At 33.1% G+C, this 17,724-nt stretch carries 16 protein-coding genes; 12 read left to right on the top strand and 4 right to left on the bottom strand.

Annotation, left to right across the window (positions count from 1 at the left end):
- Nucleotides 1-202: 202 nt before the first annotated feature.
- Complete coding sequence (locus ACOQOS_RS18560; RefSeq protein WP_420571967.1) at nucleotides 203-2,725, bottom strand: DUF5686 family protein; 2,523 nt, start codon at nucleotides 2,723-2,725, stop codon at nucleotides 203-205.
- Between the two features lie 76 nt (nucleotides 2,726-2,801).
- Nucleotides 2,802-3,779 carry a pyruvate dehydrogenase complex E1 component subunit beta gene (locus ACOQOS_RS18555; RefSeq protein WP_420571966.1) on the bottom strand — a complete coding sequence of 326 codons (978 nt, stop codon included), beginning with the start codon at nucleotides 3,777-3,779 and terminating at the stop codon, nucleotides 2,802-2,804.
- Between the two features lie 432 nt (nucleotides 3,780-4,211).
- On the opposite strand from ACOQOS_RS18555, the gene ACOQOS_RS18550 reads away from it, so the two are divergent.
- The 12 genes from ACOQOS_RS18550 to lspA all read left to right on the top strand — a co-directional run bounded on the left by ACOQOS_RS18550 (nucleotide 4,212) and on the right by lspA (nucleotide 15,506).
- Complete coding sequence (locus tag ACOQOS_RS18550) at nucleotides 4,212-4,958, top strand: electron transfer flavoprotein subunit beta/FixA family protein (protein WP_420571965.1); 747 nt, start codon at nucleotides 4,212-4,214, stop codon at nucleotides 4,956-4,958.
- A gap of 75 nt (nucleotides 4,959-5,033) precedes the next feature.
- A complete protein-coding gene (locus ACOQOS_RS18545; protein ID WP_420571964.1) occupies nucleotides 5,034-6,002 on the top strand; it encodes an electron transfer flavoprotein subunit alpha/FixB family protein in 969 nt (322 codons plus the stop codon).
- A gap of 94 nt (nucleotides 6,003-6,096) precedes the next feature.
- The gene (locus ACOQOS_RS18540) at nucleotides 6,097-6,744 is read left to right on the top strand and encodes a bifunctional nuclease domain-containing protein (protein ID WP_420571963.1); all 648 of its coding nucleotides are present in this window, start codon (nucleotides 6,097-6,099) and stop codon (nucleotides 6,742-6,744) included.
- Between the two features lie 12 nt (nucleotides 6,745-6,756).
- Nucleotides 6,757-8,517, top strand: coding sequence for a NupC/NupG family nucleoside CNT transporter (locus ACOQOS_RS18535; protein ID WP_420571962.1), 1,761 nt, complete (start codon nucleotides 6,757-6,759; stop codon nucleotides 8,515-8,517).
- 115 nt (nucleotides 8,518-8,632) lie between these two features.
- On the top strand, nucleotides 8,633-9,457 hold the full coding sequence (locus tag ACOQOS_RS18530; protein ID WP_420571961.1) for a thymidylate synthase: 825 nt from the start codon (nucleotides 8,633-8,635) through the stop codon (nucleotides 9,455-9,457).
- 30 nt (nucleotides 9,458-9,487) lie between these two features.
- The gene (locus ACOQOS_RS18525) at nucleotides 9,488-10,321 is read left to right on the top strand and encodes an energy transducer TonB (protein ID WP_420571960.1); all 834 of its coding nucleotides are present in this window, start codon (nucleotides 9,488-9,490) and stop codon (nucleotides 10,319-10,321) included.
- 292 nt (nucleotides 10,322-10,613) lie between these two features.
- Nucleotides 10,614-11,105, top strand: a complete 492-nt coding sequence (locus ACOQOS_RS18520) for a GNAT family N-acetyltransferase (RefSeq protein WP_420575165.1) — start codon at nucleotides 10,614-10,616, stop codon at nucleotides 11,103-11,105.
- 264 nt (nucleotides 11,106-11,369) lie between these two features.
- Nucleotides 11,370-11,852: a hypothetical protein gene (locus tag ACOQOS_RS18515; protein ID WP_420571959.1), complete on the top strand. Its 483-nt coding sequence runs from the start codon at nucleotides 11,370-11,372 to the stop codon at nucleotides 11,850-11,852.
- Between the two features lie 13 nt (nucleotides 11,853-11,865).
- Nucleotides 11,866-12,798 (top strand): dihydrofolate reductase, encoded by a 933-nt coding sequence (locus tag ACOQOS_RS18510; RefSeq protein ID WP_420571958.1) that lies wholly within the window; start codon nucleotides 11,866-11,868, stop codon nucleotides 12,796-12,798.
- Between the two features lie 21 nt (nucleotides 12,799-12,819).
- On the top strand, nucleotides 12,820-13,968 hold the full coding sequence (locus ACOQOS_RS18505; protein WP_420571957.1) for a DinB family protein: 1,149 nt from the start codon (nucleotides 12,820-12,822) through the stop codon (nucleotides 13,966-13,968).
- A gap of 120 nt (nucleotides 13,969-14,088) precedes the next feature.
- Entirely contained in the window at nucleotides 14,089-14,979 is an 891-nt protein-coding gene (gene fabD, locus ACOQOS_RS18500; RefSeq protein WP_420571956.1) for an ACP S-malonyltransferase, read from the top strand.
- A gap of 20 nt (nucleotides 14,980-14,999) precedes the next feature.
- Nucleotides 15,000-15,506, top strand: a complete 507-nt coding sequence (lspA, locus tag ACOQOS_RS18495; RefSeq protein ID WP_420571955.1) for a signal peptidase II — start codon at nucleotides 15,000-15,002, stop codon at nucleotides 15,504-15,506.
- Nucleotides 15,507-15,582: 76 nt separating this feature from the next.
- Here the strand turns inward: lspA and ACOQOS_RS18490 are convergent, their stop codons facing one another.
- Both ACOQOS_RS18490 and ACOQOS_RS18485 read right to left on the bottom strand, forming a co-directional pair.
- A complete protein-coding gene (locus ACOQOS_RS18490) occupies nucleotides 15,583-15,900 on the bottom strand; it encodes a hypothetical protein (RefSeq protein WP_420571954.1) in 318 nt (105 codons plus the stop codon).
- A gap of 47 nt (nucleotides 15,901-15,947) precedes the next feature.
- A complete protein-coding gene (locus ACOQOS_RS18485; protein WP_420571953.1) occupies nucleotides 15,948-17,723 on the bottom strand; it encodes a zinc-dependent metalloprotease in 1,776 nt (591 codons plus the stop codon).
- Nucleotide 17,724 lies beyond the last annotated feature (1 nt).

Genomic DNA, 17,724 nt, shown 5'->3' with positions numbered 1-17,724 from the left:
TGATGTAAAACTAGAGTGAATAATTTATGTGTGCAATCAAAGTGAGTCGTGATTCGATAATTAAAGGCTCTTAAGACTTAATTTAAATAATTATTAATCAGTACATTAAGCAAAATTCAAACACAAAAAACATTATTTTGAGCAATAAAAAAAGTGAACTTTTCAGCCCACTTTTTTATAAATTATTATGTGTGTTTTCTCTCTAAAAATGGAATCCAAATGCACCAGTAACTCCAAATTGTCGTGCATCAATATTATTCTTGTAGTTTCCTCTGAAATTAAAATCGATTCTAAAGACTTTAAAGATGTTTCCAATACCTAATGAATATTCCCAGTAGATTTTATCATTTGGTGCAATTCCTTGCGGCGTAATGCTGCTAAATGGCAAGCTTTGGAAAGCTGGCGTATTCATAGCTACGTTTTCTTCAGAAATTTTTCCCCAAACTCCTCGAATTCCAACAATTTCACGCAAATTCAATTTTCGTAATAGTGGAATTCTAGAAAAAATACGTCCATTAAAATTATGTTCTATGTGTAATGAAGTATATGTATCTGTCACAAATTCATAGAAGTTTAACTGAGAAAATGTATTGTGTATCGAGAAATATGCTTGATTTCCGGGCACAACATTCAATAAACTCAGTGGAACTGTACCAAAAGTTTTTCCAGCTTCTAGCGTTGTAAAAGTTCTACCGAAACCACCTATTTGAAAAGGTTGTCTATAAAATAATTGTATTCTTGAGTAATTGAAATCACTATTAAATAATCCTTCTACACCTCTACTGTAATTTAGATAGATACGAGGAAAATCATCATTAACCACTTTACGTTCTACACCATGACGAATAGTTTTCTTTCCAGGCGTCATATCAATAGAAAAATTCAATTCAGATTGCACCAGTCGATCATTAATACCATTTGGTGCTTGTGGATCAATATACGATAAACTAAACGTTGACGGCGACGCAGATCGCATGGTTTTATAAGAGCTTCCCAAACGAAGTGTAATGTTTTTCCAAGGCTCCATCTGAACCGCTAGCGTAGATAAATTAATATTTGTCAGTCGATCACTATTTCCACTTGCGAATAAGGCTGAGGAAGCAAAACTTCTTCCCAAAACATTATCATTTACGGTTAAACTCACTCCTGTCTGTTCTACATCTCTACGGTTTCCGGCAGAAACAATCAATCTATTTTTTGGATCTAACAACCATTTTCCAGAGATTCCATATTTGAATCGATTGTCTTTAAAACCATATGCTCCGTATCCTTCAATACGCCATTTATCATTTGGACCAAAATACGTTCTTCCTCCTGCACGCAATCTAATACCTTCTACATCATTGAAACCGAATGTTGAAAAAATGGGCCCGTAATCAATATTGTACTTATCAAATTCTACATATCCCGAAGCCAAAATAGAAGCCAAACTATATAAACGTTTGAACTTAGGAACTGTTTTTAAGGTATCAAGCATTTTGTAGACACCTTTTTCATCTTTATTTAATTTTTCTAAGCGATTTTCTTCCCAAAAAGCATCATCTCGTTCATAGATTTCTTCATTAAACGGATTGATTTCCTGTTTGTAAAATTCTGCAGGTTTTTCTTGGTCGAATACATAATTATCATACAAAGTTGTACGTTTTCCATAAACTCCTTTAGATTTTTCTTTTTTTCGCAAAGCAAAATCAGACAACATATAATCGCGTTTCAATAGAAAAACTGAATCATTTAACACATCAAACTCTTGTTCAATATAAATTTCTTTTACCCAGTTGATATTGGCACTTTTACTTGCTTGAAGATTGATTTTTTTAATCGCGAATGTAGAATCATTCACCCAAAAATCTCCTTTAAAAGTAAGTTCATTTTTTCTTCGCGGATAGTATACAATATTATAGCACCATTTGTTATCAATAAAAGCAGTATCAACCAATACATAATTGTAGGTATTAATTCCTGTACGCGACAATGGACTTGTAAAACTCTTGTCAAAAAACTTTAAGTAATTATCATAAATATCATAATCAGCATACAAATCTTTAATAAAAGCAGTAATCGTTTCATTACTACTAAATCCTGAGTTTTTATTTCCTAATAAATCTTCTTTCTCTTTATTTCGAACATTATCTCCGTATACTTTTGAAACAGCTTCGTTGATAAAAATTGGTAAGTATGTTTTTCCTGTTACGCTAGAAGTATCAATCTCATTAAAGATAAATTCCATTCCACGAAACAGTCTACTTTTCATCATTGCACTATCAATAGTATTTAAGTCAAACTCTACTTTTTCATACTTATCATAGGCATATTGTTTGAACTGTCGAACACCATTGAATCGTTTTCGCTTCCAGATTTTTCGTAGAATATCAATTGCTGGATTGTTCTTTTTGGGTTGTTTTCCAGAAACTACAACAACTGCTTTTAGTTTTTCACCTTCCTCTAAGACAACTTCCATTTTGTAATTGACTTTTTTTGTCAACTTCAATTCCTTGGTGGTGTATCCTACAAAAGAAAACACAACGGTATCATACGTTTCGTCAGACTCTAGATAAAATCTTCCATCTTCATTACTAATGGTTCCAATAATGGAATTTTTAAATACCACATTGGCAAAAGGAACAGGTTCTCCTGCTGTATCCTTAATAACTCCGCTTACTTTCGTTTGTGCTAATCCTGTGTAACAGAATAAGATGGCTAAAAAACAATTTAGTGTAGTCTTCAAATTTTTATCTTTTTAAAAACAAAAACTTCATCAACAAATATGCCGATGAAGCTTTTATAATGTTAAAAGTACAGATTTACTTGTACATAACTTTTTTTACAGCTTTGATTACATCATTTTTATTTGGCAACCATTCTGCTAATAAAACAGGTGAATATGGCGCAGGTGTATCTGCTGTATTTATTTTTTGTATTGGCGCATCTAAGTAATCGAAAGCTTGTGCTTGTACTTGATATACAATTTCAGTAGAAACATTTCCAAAAGGCCATGCTTCTTCCAAAATTACCAATCTGTTTGTTTTCTTTACTGAAGTAAGAATTGTTTCATGATCCATAGGGCGAATAGTGCGTAAATCTATGATCTCACATGAAATTCCTTCATTTGCTAACTCATCAGCTGCTTTGTATGCTTCCTTAATGATTTTCCCAAAAGATACAATTGTTACATCAGTTCCTTCACGTTTAATGTCTGCTACTCCTAATGGAATTGTGTATTCTCCTTCTGGCACTTCTCCTTTATCACCATACATTTGTTCTGATTCCATAAAAATAACTGGATCGTCATCTCTAATAGCCGTTTTTAATAATCCTTTAGCATCATAAGGATTTGAAGGAACAACTACTTTTAATCCTGGGCAGTTTGCATACCAGCTTTCAAAAGCTTGAGAATGTGTTGCCGCTAATTGACCAGCAGAAGCTGTAGGACCACGAAATACAATTGGAATATTCAATTGTCCGCCAGACATTTGACGCATCTTTGCTGCATTATTGATAATTTGATCAATTCCTACTAATGAAAAGTTGAAAGTCATAAACTCAATGATAGGTCGGTTTCCACCCATAGCAGAACCAACTCCAATACCTGCAAAACCTAATTCTGCAATTGGTGTATCAATAACTCTATCTGCACCAAACTCATCAAGCATACCTTTTGAAGCTTTATATGCTCCATTATATTCGGCAACTTCTTCTCCCATTAAGTAAATGCTATCATCAGTTCGCATTTCTTCGCTCATAGCTTCAGCTACCGCTTCTCTAAACTGTATTGTTCTCATACAATTGATGTTATTTTTAAAAAAGTGAAAAACAAAAATAGCAATTAATTCCATAAATGAGAATTACAAAATCAAACATTTCTAGAAGACTTGTTTTTTTATGATTTCTTTAGCAAAAACACAAACTTTTTGCAAATCTTCTATCATTTCAACACGAAATAATGCCGGTCTTTTTTTATCTGTAAATGAATAAAACAGCCACAAATCAAACAAACGAAAGAAAATTCAAACAAAAAGAGAAAAGGCTTTAACAACAATTGTTATAAAAATGTAATAAATCAGCCTGTAAAGCGGTTATAAATTATGAATTATTCAAAAAATTAGACTAAAAACAAAAAATAATTGAATTTTATTATGCATGCATAGTATTTTTAAGGAAATTATCAGTATCTTCGTAAAAAATTTCAAAACACTAAAAAATATATAATACCGATGAAGATATTAGTATGCATTAGTCACGTTCCTGACACTACTTCAAAAATCAATTTTACCGAAGGAGATACTAAGTTTGATACCAATGGTGTACAATTTGTTATCAATCCAAATGATGAATTCGGATTAACACGCGCTATGTGGTTCAAAGAAAAGCAAGGTGCATCAGTTGATGTTGTAAATGTAGGAGGTGCAGAAACAGAACCAACATTACGTAAAGCCTTAGCTATTGGAGCTGATGGAGCAATCCGTGTAAATGCAGAAGCAACAGACGGATTTTTTGTTGCAAAACAATTAGCTGCAGTTGTAAAAAACGGTGGTTATGACTTAGTGATTGCAGGAAGAGAGTCTATTGATTATAATGGTGGAATGGTTCCTGGAATGTTAGCAGAGCTTACAGACGCTAATTTTGTAAACAACTGTATTAATTTAGAAGTTGAAGGAACTTCTGCAACAGCAATGCGTGAAATAGACGGTGGAAAAGAAACTTCATCTACAAGTCTTCCACTAGTAATTGCTGGACAAAAAGGATTGGTAGAAGAAAGTGATCTTCGTATTCCAAACATGAGAGGAATTATGATGGCGCGTAAAAAGCCACTTACTGTAGTTGAACCAATTGATACTTCTAAAGAAACTGCTGCTGTTAAGTTTGAAAAGCCAGCACCAAAAGGAGCTGTAAAATTAGTTGACGCAGGAAATATTGATGAATTGATCAACTTACTTCACAATGAAGCAAAAGTGATTTAATCATTTTTAATGTTTCAATTATTTAATCTTTAATTAGATCCTGAATCAAGTTCAGGATAATTTTAAAAAAAAATTATGTCAGTTTTAGTATATACAGAATCAGAACAAGGAAAATTTAAAAAAGCAGCTTTTGAAGTTGCTTCATATGCAAAAGAAGTTGCAAACCAATTAGGAACTACAGTAACTGCTGTAGCAATTAACGCAGAGAATACTGCTGAATTAGGAAATTATGGTGTTGATAAAGTATTAAATGTATCTGCTGATACATTAAAAGACTTCAATGCAAAAGCATACGCTTCTACATTACACCAAGCTGCTGGAAATGAAGATGCCAAAGTTGTGATCATCAGCTCAAGTGCAGATAGTAAAACACTAGCGCCAATTTTAGCAGTTAACTTAAACGCAGGATACGCATCAAATGTAGTAGCTGCTCCAACAAGCACAAGTCCATTTACAGTAAAAAGAACAGCTTTTACAAACAAAGCATTCAATATGACAGAAATCAGCTCTGATGTAAAAATCGTAGGTGTTTCTAACAACGCATTCGGATTGGTTGAAAATTCAGGTGCCGCTGCTACTGAAGCTTTTGCTCCAAATTTAGACGATTCGCTATTTGGTGTAAAAGTAAGTTCAGTTGATAAAGTAACAGGAAAAGTAACCATTGCTGATGCAGATGTTGTTGTTTCTGCAGGTAGAGGATTAAAAGGTCCAGAAAACTGGGGAATGGTAGAAGAGTTGGCAGATGTTTTAGGCGCTGCAACAGCATGCTCAAAACCTGTTTCTGATTTAGGATGGAGACCTCACGGAGAACACGTTGGACAAACTGGAAAGCCAGTAGCATCAAATTTATACATTGCAATCGGTATTTCTGGAGCTATTCAGCATTTAGCTGGAATCAACGCTTCTAAAGTAAAAGTTGTGATTAACACTGATCCTGAAGCTCCTTTCTTCAAAGCTGCTGATTACGGTGTTGTCGGAGATGCTTTTGAAGTAGTTCCACAGCTAATCGAAAAATTGAAAGAATTTAAAGCGAATAACGCATAATTTTTTTTAAATTGTGCCCAACTAAGGGCTGTCTAAAATGGGAAATCCCTTCTTTTAGACAGCCTTTTTTTATTAGCAATGCATTCAGGAACAAATGAGTTTAGTAAAACTAAATATAAAAGGAATTTCATATAGCCAAACACAAAATGGAGCCTATGCGCTTATTTTGAACGAAGTTGATGGAGACCGTAAACTACCAATAGTTATTGGAGCTTTTGAAGCGCAATCAATTGCTATTGCGCTCGAAAAAGAGATAAAACCACCTCGCCCACTCACTCACGATCTTTTTAAAAATTTTGCCGATCGATTTGATATCGTTGTAAAACAAGTCATTATTCATAAGTTGGTTGACGGTGTTTTTTATTCAAGTATTATTTGTGAACGCGATAAAATTGAAGAAATTATAGATGCTCGAACTTCAGATGCCATCGCTTTGGCATTACGTTTTGACGCACCAATTTTCACTTATAAAACAATTTTAGATAAAGCAGGTATATTCTTGAAACTCACTTCAAAAGAAGAAGAGGAAAATACCGAAAAGGAAAGCATTGTTGTTGACGAATTGTTTACCGACCAAGAAGAAGATTTAGATGTTGTAGAGAGTACTACCGAAAATTCTTTTGCTACGCTCTCACTTCAAGAATTATATAATATGTTAGATGGCGCTGTAGCGGATGAAGATTATGAAAAAGCTGCTAGACTTCGAGATGAAATCTCTAACAGAGATAAAAACAAAAAATAAAACACCTTTCACATGCAAAAATTTGTAGCAAGTATTATTACAGTATTTTGTATACTATTTAGTGTAAATGCACAAGAAATTGAGATTGACGGAACATGGAATTTTAGTGCTATACAAAACAGTACTGGCGAAAACTTAGTTCCTGTTACAAATGCTGACAAGCTTGACTTAAAAGCTGGAGAGTTTCAATATCAGCTTGCGGCAAAAGACAATCTAAAAGCAAGCGGAGATTACATTTATCAAAACAAACTATTAGTTTTTTATTACAATACGCCAACAGATACAATCCGTAAATACAAAATCACTACACTTACAGATTCTACTTTAATATTTAAAGAAAAAGACGTTTCGTATCATTTTGAGAAAGTACAGAAAAAAGAAGAAGCTGTCACAGCTACTAATACAGATACAGCGCAAATTGTACCTAGTGAAGGATTTAGCACTTCAAGTTTAATACGAGGAATCTTAGGTATGTTTGTATTACTTATTATTGCCTTTTTATTTAGTAATAATCGAAAAGCTATCAATTGGAAAACGGTTGGAATCGGTTTATTATTTCAACTAATATTAGCAATCTCTATTCTAAAAGGAAAAGATATTGGATTTAATGTAGGAGATACCAGAATTGATCTTGGGTTTGTTTCTGACTCTTTTGAATTTATAGGACAAATATTTATCAATATCTTAAATTACACTAAAGCGGGAAGTGAATTCTTATTTGGTGGCATGATGAATGTTGAATCTTTCGGATTCATATTTGCATTTCAAGTATTACCTACTATTATATTTTTCTCTGCCTTAACTTCTGTATTATTCTACTTAGGAATCATTCAAAAAGTAGTAAAAGGAATGGCATGGGTTTTAACTAAAATCTTAGGAATCTCTGGAGCTGAAAGTTTATCGGTTGCTGGAAATATATTTTTAGGACAAACTGAAGCACCACTATTAATCAAAGCCTATTTAGAAAAGATGACACGTTCAGAAATTTTACTGGTTATGATTGGTGGAATGGCTACAGTTGCTGGTGCCGTTTTAGCAGCTTATATCGGATTTTTAGGAGGTGATGATCCTGCATTACAACTTGTATATGCAAAACACTTATTAGCTGCTTCTGTAATGGCAGCACCAGGTGCGATTGTAATTTCTAAAATATTATATCCACAACAAGATAAAGTTGATAATAATGTAGAAGTATCTCAGGAAAAAATAGGAACTAACATATTAGACGCTATTGCCAACGGAACGACAGAAGGTTTAAGACTTGCTGTAAATGTTGGAGCTATGTTATTAGTTTTCGTAGCTTTTATTGCCATGATTAATGGTATTTTTGATTGGATTGGCAGCATTACTTCGCTTAATGGTTGGATGGCTGATAATACTCCGTATGATAAATTTTCATTAGAAGCTATTTTAGGAACTGTGTTTGCTCCTTTAATGTGGCTAATTGGTGTCGCAAAAGAAGACATGATGTTAATGGGACAATTACTTGGAATCAAACTAGCAGCTAGTGAATTTATTGGATACATTCAATTGGCTGACATAAAAGATCCAGCAAGTGCTGTACATCTTACTTATAACAAATCTATCATCATGGCAACGTATATGCTATGTGGTTTTGCCAACTTTGCTTCTATCGGAATTCAAATTGGAGGAATTGGTTCTTTAGCACCTGGACAACGAAAAACATTATCTCAATTTGGAATGAAAGCATTAATTGGAGGAACAATCGCTTCGTTAATTTCTGCTACGATTGCAGGAATGCTTGTCGGATAAATTATAGTTAATAACCTATTGATAAAATACAAACGTGTTGGTGTATAATCAACACGTTTTTTTTATTTTTACTAACTACAAAAACTGCATTGCAACGCTAATAAAACAAAACATCATGAGACAATATTTAGATCTTGTAAAACATGTATTAGAAAACGGAAATGAAAAGGGTGATCGTACAGGAACTGGAACAAAAAGTGTTTTTGGTTATCAAATGCGTTTTGACCTCAGCGAAGGTTTTCCAATGGTGACTACCAAAAAACTACACTTAAAGTCTATTATCCATGAATTGTTATGGTTTATTAAAGGAGATACAAATATCAAATATCTTCAAGACAATGGCGTTCGTATTTGGAATGAATGGGCAGATGAAAACGGTGATTTAGGACCTGTATACGGACATCAATGGCGAAACTGGAATAGCGAAAGTATTGATCAATTAGCAGAAGTAATTGAAACCTTAAAAAACAATCCAAATAGTCGCCGCATGATGGTTTCCGCATGGAATCCAAGTGTATTACCAGATACTTCTGTTTCTTTTGGTGAAAATGTAGCAAATGGAAAAGCAGCATTGCCTCCATGTCACGCATTCTTTCAATTTTATGTAGCTGACGGAAAATTATCTTGCCAACTATACCAACGAAGTGCTGATGTATTTTTAGGAGTTCCTTTTAATATTGCTTCCTATGCACTTCTCACAATGATGATGGCACAAGTTTGCGGTTATGAATACGGAGATTTCATTCACACATTTGGAGATGCACATATTTACAGCAACCATTTTGAACAAGTAGCATTACAACTCACCAGAGAACCACATCCGCTACCAACTATGAAGATAAATCCTGAAGTTAAAAGTATTTTTGACTTTACATATGATGATTTTGAATTGGTTAATTATAAGCATCATCCACGCATAAAAGGCGCTGTTGCCATTTAAAAAAATATTTTTCACACTTTATATACATTTATGTCATTAAAAAAATTCCTATGCGGATTAGCATGTTGCTTCGCAATAGTAGCGAATGCGCAAACAGATACTACCAAAAAAGCAATTACTGCCGAATCTACAGTTATACAAGGCTGTCAATTTGAAGAAGAAGTATATGAGTGTTCTAGAGAAGAATTGCGTTTGGCGATATTTCAATTTCTCAAGCCAGAAGACGCTGCACTAGTAGCACAAAAAACAAAACAAGATATCATTTTTGTAAAACTTGGACTAGCTACTGATGAAACTGGAAAAATTGTCAAAGAACGTTCTTCATTAAAATTTTATGAAACAGAAATGAAGCCTATTGATGTAGAACTTAAAACTCAATTAGAAGATTTTAAGATTGAATTGGCTCCAATATCACAAAAACAAAACAGCTATATCACCAATCATTTATTTCTTAAAATAGACAGAGAAAATAATGTTTTCATTCCGCTATATGATCATAAACCTAAACGAATTCCGTTTAGTGGTCCAGAAGTAACTCCTATTTATCGTGGTTGTGAAAGTACTAAGACTAATAAGGAAAGAAAGCGCTGCATGTCTGATAAAGTATCTGAGTTTGTTGGAAAAAATTACAAAACGAGATTAGCTAGAAAAGCAAAATTAAATGGGACTGTAAAAGTGTTTGTTGTTTTTAAAATAAATGAACAAGGAAAAGCTGTTAATATTCGTTCGAGAGCACCACATCCAATATTAGAAAAAGAAGCTATTAGAGTTATTAGAAGATTACCGAGAATGAAACCTGCTACGATAGAAAATATTCCGGTAAGTGTAAACTTCACACTTCCTATTGTTTTTAAAGTACAATAAATCCTTAAAAAAGGAAATTCATCATTATTTATTGATGGAACGCCAAGAAGTATAGCATAAGTCATACTATTTAAATTTATAGCTTAGTAAAACTGTGCAATTCTCAATTATGGCAGCAAAAGCTTTCAAAGTTTTACGTACATTTACTTTAGAAAGTAATATTTAAGACGTTTCAAATACAGTAAGAGAGATGATTTTGCTCGATTTCAAAAAGAATTACATATTAGACAACGGTTTTGTTCAACTAAGGCCTTTGCAAGCAAACGATTTTAAATATTTGCTCCCGTACGCATTGAATGAACCTGATTTATGGAAATATTCGCTTACACCTGGTAATGGCGAAACCAACTTAAAAGAATACATCGCTTTAGCTACTCAAGGAAGAGTCAAAGAAAACTCATACCCTTTTATTGTATATGACAAGCGATTTAATACGTTTGCTGGCTCTACTCGATTCTATGATTTCCATCAAAATCATCAAACAGTTTCATTAGGCTATACTTGGTATGGAAAAGATTTTCATGGAACCGGCTTGAATAAAAATTGTAAGTTTTTAATGCTCCAATTTGCCTTTGAACACATGAAAGTTCAACGTGTTGAATTTAGAGCTGACAATAATAACAAACGAAGCATTGCTGCCATGAGAAGTATAGGCTGTACTGAAGAAGGAATATTACGAAGTAATTGCGCTACTGCAGATGGCAGGCGTGACAGTATTGTATTTAGTATTTTAAAATACGAATGGTTTAGTCGTGTAAAACGAGAATTGATAAAAAAATTATAAACTCAAAATATCATTTTCAAATTGCTATGTATTCGTTCTATTTTCCACTTCGAATATATCAGTAAAACGTAAAGATTCTACACACTTTACTATTGATTATCAACAATATTCTATGTAATATTTTTAAGTAAATTTGTAAAATACCTAAAAATACATTCATCTAAAAAAAATGCATTTCATGGTGAAACTTTATCTTTTCATACTTACAGAATGTTGTATTCAAAAAAGAAAAGTATCTTTATAACATTAAAAATATACATTGTGATGAAAAAATTTATTATTCCTGCATTATTTTGCTTAACTGTACAATTTGGATTTTCGCAAAATGCGACTAAAATGTCTACGCCAAAACTTTCTCCAAACGGAACAATCAACTTTTCAGTAATGGACAATGCACCTCAACTAGATGGTTGCAAAAGTGTAGGTACTAAAAAACAACAAAATAAATGTACCGCAGATAAGATTGAAAACTTCATTCAGAAGGCATTTAATAAAGACATTGCTCGCTCTATTCCAAACAACACTAAAGACAATTCTGTATACATTCGCTTCATCGTTAACAAACAAGGAAATGTAGAAAATGTTGGTGTACGTACTAACAACGCAAATGTGAAAGCGGAAATAGAACGAATTTTAAAAACACTTCCTCGTTTTTCACAAGGAACACACCAAGGAACTAGTGTAAAAACTTCGTATTCTCTTATGTTACAAGCTGATCGACTTTTGAGAAATGCTGTAAACAACTAGAAAAACCGCATACATGTTTGGCAAAAAAAAGAAACCTACTACCCAAATAGATCAAGAACAATTAGCACTTATTGAGAATGCTCAAAAACGCATTCGACAAAAAAAACGTCTGTACTACCATTTGGTCATTTTTATCATTGGATCTGCATTTTTAGTACTTTTAAATGTAGTACTAGGATTCGGAAAAGACATCATGCTTTTTAATACGCAATGGTTTGTATGGGCTGTGTTACTTTGGCTATTCATATTTTTATTTCATGTATTTGATGTATTCATCACCAATAAATTCATGGGAAAAGATTGGGAAGCAAAACAACTTGAAAATTTAGTTGCCAAACAAGAACATCGTATTGAAAAACTAAAGCAAAAATTTTTGGAACAAGAAACAAAAATTGCTGAAGAGCAAGCAAAAGCTGAACTTGAAAACAAACCAAAACCCGAAATCATCAATAGAAGTTCATTAGCAATGATTGTTGCTGCTGCAGAAAATAATGTCATCGGGAAAGACAATCAATTAATTTGGCATTTAAGCAATGATCTAAAACGCTTCAAAAAACTCACTTCTGGTCATCATATCATAATGGGACGTAAAACATTTGAAAGTTTTCCAAAACCATTACCAAACAGAACACATGTTGTCATCACAAGACAAAAAGATTACAAAGCGCCTAAAGGCGTTATTGTTGTACATACAATGCAAGAAGCTGTAAATGTAGCGACCTTAAATGATGCTGAACCTTATATTATTGGTGGTGGAGAAATCTACAAACAAGCACTTCCTTTTGCTACTAAAATAGAATTAACACGTGTACATCACGAATTTGAAGGCGATACTTATTTTCCTGAAATCGATATGAAAGATTGGAAAGAAACCGCAAATACCTTTCACAAAAAAGACGATAAACACGATTACGAATTCTCTTTTATCACTTACGAGAGAATTTAGAATAATATCAAAATTTAATCAATGAATTACTTTACTATCTTTTCAAGAAAGAGTGTCTATTGCTTTTTTCTAATTGGATTATTTTTTTGCGCAAGTAGCTACGCACAAGACGATTGGACATCTTTTACATATCGTATAAAAATAAAAGCAAACAAAAAATTGAAATTCAAACTTTCTGCAGATATAAAAGTAGAAAATCTTGATAAAATAGCTTGGGGAGCCATTTATGCACGCGTTGATACCAAAAATGATGAATATGGTTTTTTTGATAACATGCGAAACAGACCTGTATTGTCAAATGAATGGAAAAACTACGAAATCAACGGATACATTGACGGAAACTCTGATAGATTAGTCTTTGGAGGAATTTGTATGTCTAATGGGAAATTTTATTTTGATAATTTTGAACTCTATATCGAAAATATAGAAACAGGAGAATTAGAAAAAACAACAATCAATAATTCTGACTTTGAAAATAATACAAGTGGTGTTAAATTATCAGGATGGGATATTGATAGTAAGAGAATAAATGCTGATTTTGAGAAAGGATATACATACAATCTTTTAAAAGACACTATTGAAAAAGGATATTCATTAGTAATTGAAGGAAAAAATATAAAAATTGATGATTACAGTCTTATTGGAGAGCGCGAAGGATACAGTCCACAAATCGGAACTTTAATTTCCATGCTTAACAATCTGAGCGATCGTGTTGAATATCATGTTAAAAATCTTGACCAACGAGAATTAGATCATTTACACGATGAAAAAGCAAACTCTATTGGTGCACTTATTATGCATTTAGCAGCAGCTGAAAAAATATATCAATTATACACCTTTGAAAATAGAGGTTTTAATGAAGAAGAAGAAAAATTTTGGGGACCTGCACTAAACTTAGATGATGCAGGAAGAGAAACCTACAAAGGTCATGATGTGGAATATTACTTAAAAATATACCGAGAAGTAAGAGCCAAAACACTCGAAGAATTTAAAAAAAGGGATGATGAGTGGCTAAAAAAAACAAATCCGACTAGAGACTCTAACAATCATTATTATTGGTTTCATGTCATGGAACATCAATCAAGTCACTTAGGGCAAATATTATTTCTTAAGAAAAGAATTCCACCAGAACCAAACATCAATTTAGAGAAGAAAAAGAAAATTGATTGAGACTAAAAAACAAAGTCAGGACTAATAAAACTTCGCATTATTTAGAATTGTTTATTTTTGCCAAACAATTTTAACTAAAAATACGTTCTTCGTGATATAGAAGAAATAAAATAAACACGCATGAAAGCATATATATTTCCAGGGCAAGGTGCTCAATTTACAGGAATGGGATTAGACTTATACGAGAAGTCAGATATTGCACAACATCTTTTTGAAGATGCAAATGGTATTTTAGGGTTTCATATTACAGACGTAATGTTCGAAGGTTCTGCCGAAGATTTAAAGCAAACAAAAGTTACCCAACCTGCTATTTTTTTACATTCTGTGATTTTAAGTAAAGTACTAGGTGACAAATTTCAACCAGAAATGGTTGCAGGACACTCTTTAGGTGAACTTTCTGCATTGGTTGCTAATGGAGCATTAACATTTGAAGATGGTTTAAAACTAGTTTCGCAACGTGCCTTGGCAATGCAAAAAGCCTGTGAAGCACAACAAAGTACAATGGCAGCAGTTTTAGGATTAGATAATGAAATTGTAGAAAAAGTATGTAATGAAACTGCGGGTATTGTAGTAGCTGCAAATTATAACTGTCCTGGACAGATTGTAATTTCTGGAGAAGTTGAAGCTATTAATACTGCTTGTGAAACGTTGAAAGAAGCTGGCGCAAGACGTGCTTTGGTATTACCTGTTGGTGGTGCTTTTCATTCTCCTTTAATGGAACCTGCTCGCGAAGAATTGGCTGCAGCGATAGAAAATACAACTTTCAACACGCCGAACTGTCCAATATATCAAAATGTAACCACGACAGCGATAACGGATGCAAGCGAAATTAAAAAGAACTTAATTTCTCAATTGACAGCTCCTGTAAAATGGACACAGTCCGTACAACAAATGATTGCTGATGGAGCAACACACTTTACAGAAGTTGGACCAGGAAAGGTGTTACAAGGCTTATTACGTAAAATTGACCGCTCAGTAACTTCAGAAAGTGCTACTTTCGGAGAAGAATAAATATATCAAACAAAACTACCATGAAAATTTCTAGATCGCTTAGAATGCTATTCATTTTTGGATTGATTTTGATCAATGTTGGTTGCGATCAAGTTTCCAAATCTGTTGCGCGAAAGCATATTGATACACACGAAAGTATTTCTGTTATTGGAGAATATGTCATTCTAACAAAAACAGAAAACAAAGGTGCCTTTTTAGGTTTTTTATCTACGATGGAAAGCCCTATTCTTAAAAGCATTTTTTTAATTATACTTCCAGTTGCTGTACTTTTCTTTATACTGCGAATGATTATCATAAACACAGATTTAGACAAGTATATGATTTTTGGATTGTGTTGTATTATTGGTGGTGGAATAGGAAATTTATACGATCGTATTTTGTATCGTTCTGTCACAGATTTTATGCATATTGATCTTGGCGGTATTTTTAAAACAGGAATTTTCAACATGGCAGATGTTTCTGTAATGCTCGGAACAGGATTATTGATTCTTTCTTTTATCAAGCGAAAAGAAGTCTCTATCTCTTAAGAGAATATATATACAAAGTAAAACAGCGATAACAAATTCATGTTATCGCTGTCTTTTTTTATACTTAATGAGTAATCTATTCTAATTTACGCATGTGTAAAATTTCATCGTTGTTTCCCTGAATTGTGAAATTGCCTATTTGTAATTCACTATCGTTTATAACTTTAAAAAAGACAACAATCGGTCTTGCTAAATCTGCTTCATTTGATGAAAGAGAAATAGAATCTTCTAAAATTTCATACGTAAATGTACGACGAGCTTCATTATCGTTCGTTTTTTGAACTAGTTGATTTTCAGCTTGAAATAAGAATTCAATTCTATTTGCAACAGGTTGTGTTTCAACCCAACGACCTTCTATAGTTTCTATTTGTTGCTTTTCGCAGTTTTGAAACATAAAAAATGATGATACAATCAAGATGTAAAAATAGACTCTCATATGGTTTATTTCTTCACGAATTTACTCGTAATGACCGTATTTCCTTCACCGCTCAATCGTAAGATATAGATGCCGGTTTTGAAATTACTCACATCAATTGTTACTTCATTTTCAGCAATTTCTTTGTAATCGTTTACAAATACTCGCGCGTTTGATTGATAGTCATAAATTTCCACGGTAAAATTTTGTAATGTCTCGCTCAATCTTACGTTGATAGTATTACTAGACGGATTTGGATAGAGTGTCAATTCTAATTCATTTGATTCTATACGTTCTATACGTCCTCCATCAGTATTTGCTTGACGTAAAAATGCTGGATTTTCACAAGGATCATTAACAGTATATGCTCTAAAATCAGCACCTTGTTCAATAAAAGTTCCTGGTCTTAATACGATTTCTTCACTAGCACGCATTGTTCCAACACTTTCATCTTGATAATAAATATTATTATTATTTGTATCAATTCTGGTTTTTGCTAAATGATTGGAAACGTAATTGTCTTGTATAGTTTCACTTTGTAAAAATAAATTTGTTGGTACTTGGCGGTACGCATTAATTGAATTCGCACTTTCATTTAATCTACGTGCATTGTTTCGCCCGTTATTTCCAGAAGCAACACCTCCAGGACCATTTATATTTGGATTAGAGAACGAACCAATTCTACAAGAATTTGCTTGATTACAAGGAGCAGCTGCAGTTCTCGCCATAATTGTTCTCCATGCATTCGTTCCAGTTCCTGATACAAAACCTCTACCGTAACTTGGATTGGCATTGTGATTATCATGTCGTGCTCCTTGCAAGTGACCTACTTCGTGTGTAAAAGAAAAACGTCCATCTGTAACACCATCAACAGCAACAGTTGCATAACCATTAGCTTGATTGTATGAATTCCCTAGCGGAATATCGAATACAATTCCAAAGATCCCTGGTTCATTTCTTCTAATTAATACTTGAAGATCTGTTTGATAGATATTTCTGTATGTGTGCGCTATATTCAAACCATTCGTTCCATTTCTAAATCGAGCCACATCCGTTTGATGTGAATTTCCTAACGACTCTGTGTAATTGGTTTCAATCAATACACCTAATTCCATCGTAATTCCTATTTGACTCGTAATGTATGCTAAGTTCGCTTCATCTACCATAACTTGGGCAAATGTTGGCAAATCAAAACCAGCGGCAGCAATTTCCGTTCTTGCTGTTGGCGTCGTCGCTAAAAGAACACGCAATGTACAATCGTTATCGTTTTTAGCTAAACCACGTTCATCTTCAAGTCGAATTGGACCTTCATCTCTAGGATATGAATCTCTTTCATTTCCACAACGTCCTACATTAGTATCTCTAAATTCTATTAATATATGTTCTCCGTTTCTTTTTAGAGGAACTAATGTATAAGAATAGTCTCCTACAGAAAATTTGGAAGCAACTCTTCCATTTTTTACGGTAAAAAATATTCCAAATCCTTCATCAGTTTTTCCAAACCAAGTAAAATCGTCTTCTCCTCTTACATTCTTTTCTAGCAAAAATGCAGAGAATGTTTTTCCATCAATTTTAAACACAACTTTATCAGCGTTAAAAATGTCGCTATTTATGCTAAAGTTGGTATAACTAGTACGTACGTTTTCCTTTTTCGCATAGTTTTTAGACACTTCTATACTTTGCTTGCTCTGTGCATTTTTTTGCATAGCTGAAGTATCAAAAAGTGTTTTTTGCGAAAAACAGGATAGTGAAAATAGAAATAAGAAAGCGTACGTATACTTTTTAAATAGTGTAGCTTTCATA

This window comes from Kordia sp. (assembly GCF_965224175.1).
Taxonomy (GTDB): domain Bacteria; phylum Bacteroidota; class Bacteroidia; order Flavobacteriales; family Flavobacteriaceae; genus Kordia.
Note: the sequence above shows the minus strand (reverse complement) of the source record. Positions and strands in the feature narration are given on the sequence as shown.